This is a genomic window from Streptomyces sirii (assembly GCF_045690365.1).
Taxonomy (GTDB): Bacteria; Actinomycetota; Actinomycetes; order Streptomycetales; family Streptomycetaceae; genus Streptomyces; species Streptomyces sirii.
Map to the genome: position 1 here is coordinate 1,741,542 of NZ_CP147982.1, position 13,770 is coordinate 1,755,311.

The window sequence follows — 13,770 nt, forward strand, 5'->3', positions numbered from 1 at the left end:
GCCGGTGGCGCCGACGACCTGGGCGGCACACCGTCACAGGGCGTCGAGCGCGCTCACCTTCCAGCCCCCGGAGGTGTCCACGAGCGTCATCCGGACCCGGTTGAGGTCGAGGCGCGACCCGGACACCTGAGTGCTGTTGGTGACCTGGTTCATGAAGAGGAGGACGACGACCTTCTCCGGCGAGGCGGAGACCACCGATGCGGCGGAGGCTCCCCCGGCGGGGGGCTTCGCCACCGTGGCCGTGACGACGCCGTGGTACTTCTCGGCGGTGGGCGCCACCACCCTCGTGGTCGTCTTGCGGTACTTGCCCGCGAAGGACCCGGTGAGGCGGGCGCGGGCCTTCGCGAAATCGCGATCGAGGTGGCGGTAGTCGTAGGAGAGGATCTCCGGCGCGGCCTTGCGCGCTACGGCCAGGGCCTCGGTGCGCGCCTCCTGCGTCCGCTGGTCCTCCCGGTGCTCCCAGCCCAGCATGGCGGCGGCGACGAGGCCCGCCACGACGAGTGCGGCCAGCACGGCGGTCACCGCACCGGAGATCCGGCGGGCCGGCTTCGCGTCCTTCTCCGCTCCGGCCTCGTCACGGACGGCGCCCTTCGTCCGCTCCCGGGCCTCGGCGTCCGCCCCGGTCCCGGAACCGGATGCTTCGTCCACCACCGGGCTCTCCGTCGCCGGCGCCTCCTCCTCGTCGAGGGACGACTCACGCGCTTTCTCGGCCCGCTTGGAGGCGGCGCGGGCGGCCGCCGCCACGGATCGCTGCCGGGCCGATGTGCCGGCGCCGGTGCCGGCGCGGCCTCGTACGGTCGCCTTGGTCACGGTGTTTCTCCTTACTCGCCAGACGGCTGTGGGGGGTGCGGATCAGCCGACGGGTCAGCCGACGAACTCGACATTCGAGGTCAGCCACCGCCCGCCCTCGAGCACGAGGTCGAGTTGCAGCCGGTAGTTGCGGGCCTGGCCCTGGGGCGCGGCGACGTTGGTCACCCTGCCGTCGGCCACGACCAGGACCCGGGCGGAGGTGTCGCCCGCCTTGGCGATACCGGCTTCGAGGACATGTCCCTCAGAAACCGACTTGTTGTCCGCGACCAGCTTGGTGAGCTCCTTGGTCTGGGCGGTGAACTGCTCCTTGAAGTCACCGGTGGCGCCCTTCAGGACGTTCTTGCTGTCCCGGTCGTAGTGCCGGTAGTCGAGCGAGGTGAAATTCACCGCGGACTGCCGGGCCGCCGCCAGAATGTCCTGACTACGTTGTTCCTCCCCGTGCTGCTGGTACAGCCGCACCCCGAAGAAGCCGGAGAGCACCACCAGCACGGCGAGGACGCCGGCGAGCACAACGGGGAGCACCCGGCTCTCCCGCGCCGCGCGCACGGCCTCGGTCGCAGGGCGCGGCGCGGACGCCGCCGTACGCTCCGCCAGGCGGCGGATCATGCCATAGGTCCGACGAGCAGCCATTGCCACGAATCCTTTCCGAACGCACTCTGTTCTCCGCCCGTCGAGCCGATCTGGACGGTCCCCCCGCCCGGACCGGCAGCCTGCCCGGTCGCGGGATCGTAAGGTGCGACGTACGACGCCGGATCGCCGCGGCCGCCCCGCACCTCGGAGCTTCCGGGCCGCGGAACGTTCTGCGCGCCGCGGACCGAGCTCTTGCTGCCCCGCGGGAGCGTGCAGCGCGCGGACGTGTTCGCCTGCACCTCGCGGGTGTCCTTCGGGTCGCGCCGCTGCGTCGATCCGTAGCCCTGCCGGCACGACGGGGGGTCGTCGGAGTTGACCACCATGCCGAAGTGGCTGGTGCCGTCACCCGGCAGCACGGTGAAACTGCCGGCCACGACGACCGGGAAGGTGACCAGCGTCTGCTCCACGTTGGGGAGCCGGGCCACGGTCACCTGTCCACCGCTGATCAGGTTCCCCAGCAGGACCGGCAGCGCCTTCCGGTTGGCCTTCAGCAGCGAGTCCATCTCGTGCGCCGCCGTCGAACCGCCGTCCACCAGCCGGCGGAGGTCGCGGTCGCTGTCCTTGATCTGGCCGGTGAGGTCCGCCAGGTCGCGGGAGAACGACTTGAAGGCCGAGCCCTTGTCGATCTGCGTCTTCAGGACGGTCCCCGAGTCGTCGATCAGCGAGATCGTCTGGGGCAGGCTGTCGCTCGCCGACTCCACGAGCCGGTTGCCCGAGTCGACCATCCGGGTCAGGTGCGGGGCCGTGCCGGTGAACGCCTGGCCCAGCTCGTCGACGGTGGTCCGCAGGTCCTTCTTGTCCACGGAGCCGACGAGGCGGTCGAAGCTGCGGATCATCTCCGTGGTCGGCAGCGGCGTGCGGGTGTCCTTGGGGGAGATCGTGCTGCCCTCGTGCAGATACGGGCCGCCTGCGGCACGCGGCTGCAGATCGATGTACTGCTCGCCCACCGCCGAGCGGTTCGCCACGACCGCGAGCGTGTCGGCAGGAATGCGCGAGCCGTCCTTGATGCGCAGCTCCGCCGAAACGCGCGAGCCGACCAGCCGCAGTGCGCCGACGCGGCCCACGGGCGCGCCGCGGTACGTGACCTCGGCACCCGAGTAGATGCCGCCGGAGTCGGCGAACTGGGCCTGTACGGAGTACCCGCTGTCCGTCAGGCGGTCGCCCAGTCCCGCGTACTCGGCGCCGACGTACGACACGCCGATCGCGGTGACCGCGGAGAAGGCGAGCAGTTGGACCTTGACGGTACGAGTGATCATGGCTGCATCCCCTTCGTCAGGAGCTCCGCGAGGCCCAGGTCCACGCCGGCGCCGAAACCGGTCCAGCCGCTGCCCTGGTAGGCGGCGTAGCTGCTGGTGCACACCGGCGGGCAGAGCACGCCGCCGCCGGACGATCCCTTGTCCCCTCCCTGGCCGTCCGCGCAGCCGCTGCCGGGCAGGCAGGGCCCCGAGGTCGGTTTCGCCAGACCGGGCAGATCCGGCAGGTCCGGCACGTCCGGGGTGGCCGGCAGATCGGGCTCGCCGGGGAGCTTGGGCTTCGGCTTGTGCGGCGAGCCGGGCTTCTTGCCGCCGCCCTTGGAGAGATTGCCGTAGATGCTCTTCAGGTCGAGATCCGCGGTGATGTGCAGGTTGGTGTAGTCGCCCTTGATGGCGTCGACGGAGTTGCGCGGGAACGGATAGGTGGTCATCAGCTCCAGCGCGTTGGGCAGGTCGTCGCCCGCCCTGTTCAGCTGGGTGAGGATCGGCTGCAGGTGCTTGAGGTTGGCGATCGTGTCGTCCCGTGAGCCGTTGATCACCTTCGTGCCGACCGTGCCGAGGTCGGACAGGGAGCGCAGCATCCGCGTCAGGTCCTTGCGCTGGTCGGCCAGGACCTTCAGGGCCGGCGACATGGTGTCGACCGCCCGGCCGATCGTGGCCTTCTCCTGCGCGAGCCTCTTGGACAGCCGGTCGATGCCCTTCATGGCGCGGATGATCTCCGAGCGCTGGTCGTCCAGGCCGCCGAGGAAGGTGTCCAGCTCGGTCAGCAGGTTCTTCACCCGGTCCTCGCGGCCCGCCAGGGAGTGGTTCAGCTCCACGGTGATCGTGTGGAGCTGCGCCACACCGCCGCCGTTGAGCAGCGCCGACAGAGCTGACAGCACCTCCTCGATCTCTGCGTTCCGGTTGCTTCGGGACAGCGGGATCTTCGCGCCCTCGGTGAGCTTGCCGACGGGCTGTACGTCCACGGGCTTGGCGAGCGAGACGTACTTCTCCCCGAGAATGCTGGTCTGGCGCAGCTCCGCGACGGCGTTGGCCGGCAGCTTCACCGTGTCGTCGACGCGCAGCCGTACGCGCGCCTGCCAGCCATGCAGCTCCACCTTCTCCACGGCGCCCACGGTGACGTTGTTGACCTTGACCGCGGACTGCGGCACGAGGTCCATGACGTCCCGGAACTCGACCGTCACGTGGTACGCGTCTCCGGCGGCGGCGCCGCCGGGCAGCGGGACGTCGTACAGGCCGTTGAACTCACAGCCGGTCAGCAGCAGCGCCCCGGCGGCCGCCCACGCGGCCGCTTTGCGCGGGGCGGTCATGCCTCGGCTCCCAGGATGCCGCCGAGCGTCTTGTCGGTCGTGGCGACACCGGATGCCGGGTGGACCGCGCCGGTCACGGAGTTGGCGGTCGGCAGCTCAGGGAGGTCACCGAACAGCTTCCCCAGGTCGTGGCAGTCCGACTTCTCGCCCGCCGTCCTCAGCAGGGAGCACATCAGGCTGGCCGGATCCTGCGGTTGCTCGGCGTTGTTACGGGTGTCCAGCGTGCCCGAGGCCGGGTTGTAGGCGTTCGCGAGATTGCCGAGACCGGCGGGCGCGACGTCCATCAGCTCCTCCAGTGCGGCGCGCTGCTTGACCAGCACGCGGGTCACCTCGCTGAGACCCTTCACATCGCGGGTCAGCGCCTTCTTGTTGCCATGGACGAATCCGGACACGTCCTTGAGCGCGACGGACAGGTTCTTGAACGCCTCCGCCAGGTCCTTGCGCTCGCCGGAGAGCTGGTTCGCGGTCGTGGCCAGACTGTCGTTGAACGAGCGGACGCTGTCGTCGTCCGCCGCCAGCGCGGCCGTGAACACCTGAAGGTTCTTCACCGTCCCGAACATGTCCTTGCGTCCGTCGGAGAGAGTGGTGAGGGCCTGCGAGACGTCCTTGATCGTCTGGTTCAGGTTCCCGCCGTTCCCCTTGAGGTTGTCCGCACCGACGCCGATGAGCCGGGACAGCGCTCCGTTCTTGTTGGCACCGCGCGGACCGAGCGCCTCCGATGTGGTGTGGAGGCTGTCGAAGATCCGGTCCAGCTCCACCGGTACGCCCGTCCGCTCCTCGGGGATGACCGCGCCGCTCTTCATCGCCGGGCCCCCGCGGTACACCGGCAGCATCTGGACGTAACGGTCGCTGACCACCGAGGAGTTGACGATCGCGGCCTTGGCGCCCGCGGGCACCTTGCGATCGGCCTCGTACTCCATCTCGACCCGCACCCGGCGGCCCTGCGGGGTGACGCTCTTGACCTCCCCGATCGGGATGCCGAGGACGCGGACGTCCGAACCGGGGTAGATGCCGACGGTCCGCGGGAAGTACGCGGTGACCTTGACGGGGTCCGGCTTCGGCCAGAACGCGACGGTCAGGCCGGCGAGGAGCAGGCACAGGGCGGTGCCGAGCGCGACGACGCGGCGGGTGCGCCCCTGGGAGAGGCGGCGGGTGCGCCCCTGCGGGAGGCGGCCGGTGCGCCCCTGCGGCAGGAAGGTCCACCGGGGCCGCTGCAGGGACCCGCGCCGGGGCCGGTTCGGCCGGTTCGGCCGGTTCATCGGGACCCTCCCCGGGGTGACGACGCGGCGGGTGCGCCCTTGGGGGAGGCGGCCGGTGCGCCCCTGCGGCAGGAAGGTCCACCGGGGCCGCTGCAGGGACCCGCGCCGGGGCCGGTTCGGCCGGTTCATCGGGACCCTCCCGGGGGTGTCTGGGGCGCGGACGAGCCGCCCCGTACGGACGCGGGCGCGGCGACGAGGTTCTGGATGTAGGTGTCGAACCAGCGGCCGTTGCCCAGCGTGTTGGTGAAGACCCGGACGAAGGGCGCCAGCCCTTTGATGCTGCGGTCGAGGCTCTTCTCGTTGCGCTGCAGCATCCCGACGAAGGTGTTCAGGCGGTTCAGCGCGGGGCCGATCTGCTGGCGGTTGTCGTCGACGAGGCCGGAGAGCTGCACGCCGAGTTCGGAGGCGTTCACGAGCAGGTTGTGGATCGCCGTGCGCCGCTTGTTGATCTCCTCGAAGAGCGCCCTGCCGTCCTTCACCATCTTCATGAACTCCTTCGACCGGTCGGAGAGCACACCGGTCACGCCGTTGGCGTGCGAGAGCAGCTCACGCAGCTCCTTGTCGCGCGAGGCCACGGTCCTGGAGAGCCGGGACAGCCCCTTGATGGACGCCTTGACCTCGGCGGGCGAGTCCTTGAAGGTCGTGGAGATCGTGTCCATGGCCTTCGCCAGGTTCTCGGTGTCGACCTTCTCGCTGGTCGTGGTCAGGTCGCTGAACGCCTCCACCACGTCGTACGCCGACACCGTCCGCTTCAGCGGGATCTCGCTCCCGGGCTCCAGCTGACCGGTGCCCTTGGGCTCCAGTGAGAGGTACTTGGCCCCCAGGATCGTTTTGACCCGGATGGACGCTCCGGTGTCGCTCCCGAACGTCGGCTCGTCCTTCACCCGGAAGGTGACCTTGACGTGGTCGCCGTCGAGGTCGACGTCGCCGACCTTGCCGACCTTGACCCCGGCGATGCGGACCTCGTCACCCGACTTCAGACCGCTCGCCTCGGAGAAGGCGGCGCTGTACTCCTCTCCGTTCCCGATCAGCGGAAGGTTCTCGATGTTGAACGCGCCGGCGATCAGCACCGCGAGGGTGGTGAGGCCCACCGCTCCGATCGTGACGGGGTTGCGCTCGCGGAAGGGAATCATCGGCCGCACCTCGCCTGGGCGACGTGGAGGTCGGGCGTGTACGCCTTCGCCGTCTGCGGCAGCACGATCCGGCCGTCGAAGTCGCACAGATAGAAGTTGAACCAGGAGCCGTACGAGCCCGTGGCGGTCAGCTTGTTGAGCTTGTGCGGCAGTCGCTTCAGGACGCCCTCCACGGTCTTCTCGTTCTTGTTCAGCGTCCCGGAGAGCTCCGACAGTCCCGCGATGTCGGACCGCAGTGCCGGACGGCCGTCCTTCAGCAGGCCGGAGGTGGCGCCCGTGAGGTCGCTGATGCCGGTGAGCGAGTCGCCGATCGCCACGCGGTCGGCGGACAGTCCGGAGATCACCCGCTGCAGTTGCTTGAGCAGGCCGGAGAAGCGCGTGCTGCGCTTGTCCAGCGTTCCCAGCACCTCGTTGAGGTTGTTGATCACGGAACCGATCAGCTCGTCGCGGTCGGCGAGCGTCGTGGTGAGCGAGGCGGTGTGCGCGAGCAGGCTGTTGACCGTGCCGCCCTCGCCCTGCAGGGTCTTGATGATCTCCGACGCGAGCTGGTTGACGTCCTTCGGGCTCAGCGCGGCGAAGAGCGGCTTGAAGCCGTTCAGCAGCGCGTTGAGGTCGAGGGCGGGCTGCGTACGGGAGAGCGGGATGCTGCTTCCGGGCTTGAGCCGGGTGCCGTCCCCGGCCCCCTCGGTCAGCGCGATGTACCGCTGCCCGACGAGGCTCCGGAAACGGATGACGGCGCGCGTCGAGGTGAGCAACGGCCGGTCGTCGGTGACGCTGAAGGTGACCTCGGCGAGGGTCCGGTCCTTGATCTGGTCCCCCTGCTTGATTTCTATGGCCTCGACCTCACCGACGCGCAGGCCGGCCACCCGGATGTCGTCGCCCTCCTCCAGGCTGGTGACGTCGCTGAACACCGCCTTGTAGGTGGCCTTGGGGGTGAAGTCGACGTTGACGATCGTGGCCGAGAGCAGCGCTGTCGCGAGGAGAGTCACCACGGCGAAGATGCTGAACTTGACCAGTGGCGCGGCCGTTTCCATGGCCTTCATACGACACTCACCGCCGTTCCACGTGCCATCGGGCCGAAGAGCAGGGTCGTCACGGACGGCACCTCATCGGCGGGCACACCCATGACCGGGGCCACGAGCGAGCCGATGACCCGCTGCTCGGCGGCCGTTGCCGTCACGCCGCTCTGTCCTCCGGATGCCGAGCCGCCGGAGCCCTTGGTGCCGTCGTCGAGCTTGATCGGCGGCTGGGGCCTGCCGGGGTGGGGAAGTCCGCGGCAGTGGGGACCGGAGCGGTCGGCGTAGCGCGGCTCCTCGCCGGGGCGGTAGGGGGACCGGGGCAGGACGGCCTCCAGGGTGATGTGCATCTTCCCGCCCTTGAAGATCTGCTCGGCCAGCGGTTCCTCCCTCGTCAGACCGTTGAGGAGACAGGGGAATTCGGGCGAGTAGCGATCGAGCAGCGCGAGGGTGGGGCGGGAGACGCGGCCGAGGGTGATGAACCGCGCGGAGTTCTCGTCGAGGAAGTCCTTCGCGGTGTTCGCGAAGGTGGTGGTCCCGGTGAGGGTCGAGGCCATCTCGTCCTTCTTCTCGACGACAGTCAGGCTGGTGGTGATGCTGTTGCGCAGGATTCTCAGCAGGTCGGGGGCGGCGTCTCCGTAGACCTCGACCGCGTCGGCCAGCCGCGAGATGTCGGTGCGCATCGCCGGCATGTGCGGGTTGAGGCGGTGGAGGTAGCGCTCGACGCGCTCGAAGTTCGCACCGATCTCGTCACCGCGGCCCTCGAATGCGGTGGCGAACGCGGACAGCGTGGCGTTCAGCTTGGCCGGCTGGACCGCACGGAGCAGCGGCAACAGGTCGTTCATCAGTTTCTGGAGCTCGATGCCGGCCTTCGTACGGTCCTGGGTGATCACGTCTCCGGCCCGGATGGGCCGCGCGGAGGACTTCTTCGGGATCTCCAGGTCGATGTACTTCTCGCCGAACAGCGTCTTGGGCAGCAGCAGGGCGTGGACGTCGGCCGGGATGAGCGCCGCGTGCTCGGGGGAGAGCGCGATGTCGACCGTGGCCTTGTCGCCGTCGGCCCGCACCTCGCGGACCTCGCCCACGTTGAGGCCGCGCAGCTTCACGTCGGCGGGCGGCTCCAGCTGGTTGCCGACGGTGTCCGCTTGCAGAGTGATCGCCACGACCGGTGTGAACACCCTCTGGTAGATCGCCACGGTGAGCGACAGCAGCAGGCCGATGACGACGATGAAGACGACGCCGTAAAGCCGCAGCTTGAATGGATTGGTTGTCGACATCGGCTACCCCGCGATCCGCACGGTCGTGGTGGCTCCCCAGATCGCCAGGCTGAGGAAGAAGTCAAGGATGTTGATGGCGACGATGGACGTCCGTACACCGCGGCCGACCGCCACACCGACCCCCGCGGGGCCGCCCTTGGCGCAGTAGCCGTAGTAGCAGTGGACAAGGATGATCACGACGGCGAAGACGATCACCTTGCCGAACGACCAGAGCACGTCGACAGGTGGCAGGTACTGCTGGAAGTAGTGGTCGTACGTGCCGCTGGACTGCCCGTAGTAGCCGGTGGTGATCGTCCGGGCCGCGAAGTACGAGGACAGCAGACCGACCACGTAGAGCGGGATCACCGCGATGAACCCGGCGATCATCCGGGTCGTGACCAGGAACGGCAGTGAGGGGACGCCCATCACCTCGAGCGCGTCGACCTCTTCGCTGATCCGCATCGCGCCGAGCTGGGCGGTGAACCCGGCGCCGACCGTGGCGGAGAGTGCGAGCCCGGCGACCAGGGGTGCGATCTCACGGGTGTTGAAGTAGGCGGAGATGAACGCCACGAAGTTGGAGGTGCCGAGCTGGTTGAGCGCGGTGTATCCCTGGAGTCCGACCTCGGTGCCGGTGAAGAAGGAGAGGAAGGCGATGACACCGACGGTGCCGCCGACGACCGCCAACGCTCCGCGGCCGAAGCTCACTTCGGCCAGCAGGCGCAGGACCTCCTTCTTGTAACGGCGCAGGGTGCGGCCGGTCCAGGCGAGGGAGCGCCCGTAGAAGGACAGCTGGGTCCCGAGCTCTTCGAGGGAGCGGAGGGGGCCAGAGAGGAATCGTTCCGACAGCGCCATCACTAACCCCTCTGCGGAACGAGCTGGAAGTAGACCGCGGTCATCACGAAGTTGGTGACGAACAGCAGCATGAAGGTGATGACGACCGATTGGTTCACCGCGTCGCCGACTCCCTTCGGACCGCCCTTGGCGTTCAGGCCCTTGTACGAGGCGACGATCGCCGCGATGGCGCCGAAGATCAGCGCTTTCAGTTCGGCCCAATAGAGGTCGGGCAGCTGCGCGAGGGTGGTGAAGGAGGCCAGATACGCGCCCGGCGTCCCGTGCTGCATCACCACGTTGAAGAAGTAGCCGCCGCTCACGCCGACCACGGAGACCAGTCCGTTGAGGAGCACCGCCACGGCCATCGAGCCCAGCACACGGGGGACGACCAGCCGGTGGATCGGATCGATGCCGAGGACTTCCATCGCGTCGATCTCCTCGCGGATCTTGCGTGCGCCGAGGTCCGCGCAGATCGCGGAGCCGCCGGCTCCTGCGATGAGGAGGGCGGTCACGATCGGCGACGCCTCACGGAGGACCGCCAGGACCGACGCGGCTCCGGAGAAGGACTGTGCGCCCAGCTGCCGCGTCAGGCTTCCGATCTGGAGTGCGATGACAGCGCCGAACGGGATGGAGACCAGTGCGGTCGGCAGGATCGTGACGCTCGCGATGAACCAGGACTGCTGGATGAACTCCCGCAGCTGAAAAGGGCGGCGCGGCAGGGTGCGGAGAACGTCCAGAGCCAGCGAGAAGAGGCTGCCCGAATGTTTCAGCCCGGCCGTGGGCGAGAGGCTCATGCTCCGGTCACCCCGCCGTCCGGGCCCACGGCCGCACGCAGCTTCCGCAGCCGCTGCATCTTCTCCTCTTGCTCGGCGATCTCCTCCCAGCGGGGCGGGCGGGTGATGCCGGGGCTGGGCAGCAGGCGCGGGATCTTGCCCCCGCCCGCTCCCTTGCCGCCCTTCGGGCCGCGGTGGTTTCCGGCGTGGAGCTCGGCGAGCTCCTGCTTGACCTGGGCCGCGTCCTTCTCCTCGGCCATGCCGATCGGGCCCTGCATCCGTCCGTTGAGGAACTGGCGCACGACCGGCTCCTCACTGGTGAGCAGGTCTTCGCGGGGGCCGAACATCACCAGCTCGCGGCGGAAGAGCAGGCCGATGTTGTCCGGCACCTGGCGGGCCGAGGCGATGTCGTGGGTGACGATCAGGAAGGTGGCGTCGATCTGCGCGTTCAGGTCGACGATCAACTGGTTGAGGTACGCCACACGCACCGGGTCGAGCCCGGAGTCGGGCTCGTCGAAGAGGATGATCTCCGGGTCGAGTACCAGCGCCCGCGCCAGACCCGCTCGCTTGCGCATACCGCCGGATATCTCGCCGGGCAGCTTCTCCTCGGCTCCGATCAGGCCGACCATGTCCATTTTTTCCAGGACGATCCGCTTGATCTCGCTCTCGGGCTTGCGCGTGTGCTCACGCAGCGGGAAGGCGATGTTGTCGTAGAGGTTCATCGAGCCGAACAGCGCACCGTCCTGGAAGAGGACGCCGAACAACTTGCGCACCTCGTACAGGTCGTGCTCACGGAGCCGGGTGATGTCCTTCCCCGCGATCGTGATCGAGCCTCTGTCCGGCTTCAGCAGGCCGACGAGCGTCTTCAAGAACACAGACTTGCCGGTGCCCGAAGGGCCCAGCATGACCGATATCTCCCCAGCGGGCAGAGTCAGCGATACGTCCTGCCAAATAACCTGCTGCCCGAAGGATTTGGTCAACCCTTCCACGCAGATCTCGACACCCATCCGGCCCGCCCTTCAGCCCTGAAGTAGCTCTGTCATCAGCTCTACGGGGAAGGGCGGGGCGTCCGTCGCTCATCCGCCAAGATTTTTTTACCGGGACGCAATCCTGTGTCGACCAGGGGTGAACATCACTGTGCGCGGGGCGCGCGCGGCAGTTCGCCGACGGTGCTCGGGGTGGCCACCGGTGCGTCGCCCTCGGCATCCTCGGCAGAATTCCCCGGGACGGACGGAGTGGACGGAGCGGCCGGAGCAATCAGGGGTGCCGAAGAAGTGGAGGAAGGACCCGGCACCACCGGGGCTTCCGGAACATCGGGCGCGTCCGGAACATCCTTGGCGTCCAGCCCGGACAGCATCCGATGAACGGACGGGGTGGCCGGAACGGCCGATTCCGTCAGCGGCGGCAGCGGGAGCGACGCATCGAGCAGCAACAGACCGGCGCCGGCGAGCGGCCCCGCCGGTCCCCACGCGGCGGGACCGCGGGACTCCGATCCGGCCATGAGGCCGGGCACGTCGGTCCGGTGGTGGCCCTCCTCCGCCGTGGGCGAGTCGGCCACGGTCTGGGAGGAAGCCGGCGGACGAACCCCGTCCTTCTCCATCTCCCCATGTAGGGAGGGAAGTGCGAACCCCAAAGCCGCGAGCGTCGCCGCGGTGGACGCCACCGTCGCCACCTGCGCACCGCTGCCCAGCCGGGGCCTGCCGCGCCAGCACATCCAGAAGCAGGTGGCGAGCGTCGCGGCGAGCGAGTTGCGCATCGTACGACGGGCCCTGGCGAGCAGCGACTCGACCGTCCGGTAGCTCAGCCCCATCTTCCGGGCGACCTGGTCGACGTCCAGGTCCTCCGACTTGAGCCAGAGCGCCTCCGCCTGCCGTGCGGGCAGTTCGCCGCTCCGGTTCGCCAGCCACTTGGCCTCGGCGCGATCGCACACCACTTCGTCGACGGGGGCGATGGGGTGCGGGGTCAGCGTCGAGCGGGTGCCGACCTCGGCTTCACGTGTGACCTGGCGGTACCGGTCGACACACAGACGCATGGTCACGGTCGTGAGCCACGCCCCGAGCCGCTCGTCCTCGACGCGCGGATTCTCCATGGCGCGCACCATCGCCTCGTGTACGGCGTCCTCCGCGTCCTCGACGCTCATGGACCGCCTGCGCGCGACCCTCAACAGATGCTCGCGATGGCTCCACATACGCTGCCAGCGCTCGTCCGAGCAGCCATGCGGTCGCCCCGAACGTACGAACTGCGGATCAGTCGCCATCAGGCCTCCTCGCACCGTTTCGCAACACTGGCCCCTCGGAAGAGCCGTCCATACCCCCCGGTAGGTGGCGGCCGACATTACCGGCAGGTACACCGTGGCGGGAGGGGGGACCGTGGCCGAATGAGCGCGAAGTCAGTCACGATTCAGTTGCGTTTCGATCCACTCAGTAGCGTTACGATCCACGAATCCAGATACCGGGATCGCTCCGCCTCGCCCGCGAGGGCGTCCGGCACCGACTGGTTCAGCCGCATACGCCACAGATAGCCGGTATACGCCTGCAGGGCACCCTCACGCCGGGATTGCACGGCACGGCAGAGCATTTCCAGGTGCCGGGCACGCAGCGCCTACAGCCGGGCCGGCTCGGCCTTGACGACGGCCATCCAGTACCGGAACGGGCACCGGCCGCACGGGAGTGGATCGAGTGCCGCGCCCGTGAGCTGCCCGAGGGCTTCCGACGGGACATGCGGCGAGGCTGACTCCCCATCAGGGATGGCCCGCAAAAGGCCAGGTCAGACGAGGTCTGACCTGGCCTTGAATGGAGCCACCTTCGGGGTGGCACTTGCTCAGCCGATTCCCAGCTCCCGCAGAACACGGTGCTGAGTCGGTGCCGGCTTCGCCGGGAAGTACAGGTAGCAGACGCCGCCGGTGGCGCCGACCACCTTGCCCTCGGCGTTCTTGCGCTTGGTCCGCAGCCAGATGTTCTCGAACTGGGATGCGGGGCGATAGCAGACGTGAGGCGGGCCGGCAAACATGCAGGTCAACGGCTCGGGCTCGTCCACTCCGGACGAGGCCGAGCCGGGCCGTGCTGACTTCGTGCTGACTTCCGCTGCCGCCCCTTCCGGTCCGGTCGGGGGTGTTGTGCTGGATCGGTGCTGAGTCTTGGTATTGACGGACGCGGACGTTCCCGACGCACCGGGGCCAGGCACGTTCGATCCCCACAGCGAGTCACCGGCCCCACGTGGGCTTCCTCTCTGGAGGGGACCACGACGGCTCCGGGCGGTGATCTACGGGGCCGTTTGGTACGGCCGCGATCCGTCCTTAATGTGTCGCACGCCCGCCTACGGAAGTGGACAGCTATGAACCAATCGATGTGGACCGTGCCAGCCTTGGCTGACTTTTCTCCAGAAGCCCGTCTCATGGGTTTACGACAATCACGAGAAGCAGGCCATCCCAAGTTTCCGCGTGGGGCAACAACTGCGGTTCTGGCCTAACGAGATAAAGCAGTGGCTGGAGAACAACTGC

At 68.6% G+C, this 13,770-nt stretch carries 12 protein-coding genes and 1 pseudogene; all 13 read right to left on the bottom strand.

Annotation, left to right across the window (positions count from 1 at the left end):
- Positions 1-33: 33 nt before the first annotated feature.
- Positions 34-810, bottom strand: a complete 777-nt coding sequence (locus tag WAB15_RS07900; protein WP_407285802.1) for a hypothetical protein — start codon at positions 808-810, stop codon at positions 34-36.
- A gap of 54 nt (positions 811-864) precedes the next feature.
- The gene (locus WAB15_RS07905; RefSeq protein ID WP_399144035.1) at positions 865-1,440 is read right to left on the bottom strand and encodes a hypothetical protein; all 576 of its coding nucleotides are present in this window, start codon (positions 1,438-1,440) and stop codon (positions 865-867) included.
- On the bottom strand, positions 1,413-2,696 hold the full coding sequence (locus tag WAB15_RS07910; protein ID WP_407285803.1) for an MCE family protein: 1,284 nt from the start codon (positions 2,694-2,696) through the stop codon (positions 1,413-1,415). The genes WAB15_RS07905 and WAB15_RS07910 overlap by 28 nt, the downstream gene beginning before the upstream one ends.
- A complete protein-coding gene (locus WAB15_RS07915) occupies positions 2,693-4,003 on the bottom strand; it encodes an MCE family protein (RefSeq protein WP_407285804.1) in 1,311 nt (436 codons plus the stop codon). Before WAB15_RS07915 ends, WAB15_RS07910 begins: the two co-directional genes overlap by 4 nt.
- Complete coding sequence (locus WAB15_RS07920) at positions 4,000-5,358, bottom strand: MCE family protein (RefSeq protein WP_407289191.1); 1,359 nt, start codon at positions 5,356-5,358, stop codon at positions 4,000-4,002. The genes WAB15_RS07915 and WAB15_RS07920 overlap by 4 nt, the downstream gene beginning before the upstream one ends.
- A 29-nt stretch (positions 5,359-5,387) precedes the next feature.
- Complete coding sequence (locus WAB15_RS07925; RefSeq protein ID WP_407285805.1) at positions 5,388-6,395, bottom strand: MCE family protein; 1,008 nt, start codon at positions 6,393-6,395, stop codon at positions 5,388-5,390.
- Complete coding sequence (locus tag WAB15_RS07930; RefSeq protein ID WP_407285806.1) at positions 6,392-7,438, bottom strand: MCE family protein; 1,047 nt, start codon at positions 7,436-7,438, stop codon at positions 6,392-6,394. Before WAB15_RS07930 ends, WAB15_RS07925 begins: the two co-directional genes overlap by 4 nt.
- Positions 7,435-8,688 (bottom strand): MCE family protein, encoded by a 1,254-nt coding sequence (locus tag WAB15_RS07935; RefSeq protein ID WP_407285807.1) that lies wholly within the window; start codon positions 8,686-8,688, stop codon positions 7,435-7,437. Before WAB15_RS07935 ends, WAB15_RS07930 begins: the two co-directional genes overlap by 4 nt.
- 3 nt (positions 8,689-8,691) lie before the next feature.
- The gene (locus tag WAB15_RS07940; RefSeq protein WP_359367197.1) at positions 8,692-9,519 is read right to left on the bottom strand and encodes an ABC transporter permease; all 828 of its coding nucleotides are present in this window, start codon (positions 9,517-9,519) and stop codon (positions 8,692-8,694) included.
- 2 nt (positions 9,520-9,521) lie between these two features.
- Entirely contained in the window at positions 9,522-10,292 is a 771-nt protein-coding gene (locus tag WAB15_RS07945; protein ID WP_386691053.1) for an MlaE family ABC transporter permease, read from the bottom strand.
- Positions 10,289-11,278: an ABC transporter ATP-binding protein gene (locus WAB15_RS07950; protein ID WP_399144043.1), complete on the bottom strand. Its 990-nt coding sequence runs from the start codon at positions 11,276-11,278 to the stop codon at positions 10,289-10,291. The genes WAB15_RS07945 and WAB15_RS07950 overlap by 4 nt, the downstream gene beginning before the upstream one ends.
- Positions 11,279-11,403: 125 nt before the next feature.
- Positions 11,404-12,528, bottom strand: coding sequence for a sigma-70 family RNA polymerase sigma factor (locus WAB15_RS07955; RefSeq protein ID WP_407285808.1), 1,125 nt, complete (start codon positions 12,526-12,528; stop codon positions 11,404-11,406).
- Between the two features lie 563 nt (positions 12,529-13,091).
- Positions 13,092-13,238 (bottom strand): annotated as a pseudogene (locus WAB15_RS07960) (peptidase C39 family protein); the annotation flags it as partial.
- Positions 13,239-13,770: the final 532 nt, after the last annotated feature.

Coding starts and splice junctions, on each gene's coding strand:
- WAB15_RS07945 (WP_386691053.1), bottom strand. CDS start 10,292: ATGAGCCTCTCGCCCACGGCCGGGCTGAAACATTCGGGCAGCCTCTTC.
- WAB15_RS07915 (WP_407285804.1), bottom strand. CDS start 4,003: ATGACCGCCCCGCGCAAAGCGGCCGCGTGGGCGGCCGCCGGGGCGCTG.
- WAB15_RS07950 (WP_399144043.1), bottom strand. CDS start 11,278: ATGGGTGTCGAGATCTGCGTGGAAGGGTTGACCAAATCCTTCGGGCAG.
- WAB15_RS07910 (WP_407285803.1), bottom strand. CDS start 2,696: ATGATCACTCGTACCGTCAAGGTCCAACTGCTCGCCTTCTCCGCGGTC.
- WAB15_RS07955 (WP_407285808.1), bottom strand. CDS start 12,528: ATGGCGACTGATCCGCAGTTCGTACGTTCGGGGCGACCGCATGGCTGC.
- WAB15_RS07905 (WP_399144035.1), bottom strand. CDS start 1,440: ATGGCTGCTCGTCGGACCTATGGCATGATCCGCCGCCTGGCGGAGCGT.
- WAB15_RS07925 (WP_407285805.1), bottom strand. CDS start 6,395: ATGATTCCCTTCCGCGAGCGCAACCCCGTCACGATCGGAGCGGTGGGC.
- WAB15_RS07935 (WP_407285807.1), bottom strand. CDS start 8,688: ATGTCGACAACCAATCCATTCAAGCTGCGGCTTTACGGCGTCGTCTTC.
- WAB15_RS07930 (WP_407285806.1), bottom strand. CDS start 7,438: ATGAAGGCCATGGAAACGGCCGCGCCACTGGTCAAGTTCAGCATCTTC.
- WAB15_RS07940 (WP_359367197.1), bottom strand. CDS start 9,519: ATGGCGCTGTCGGAACGATTCCTCTCTGGCCCCCTCCGCTCCCTCGAA.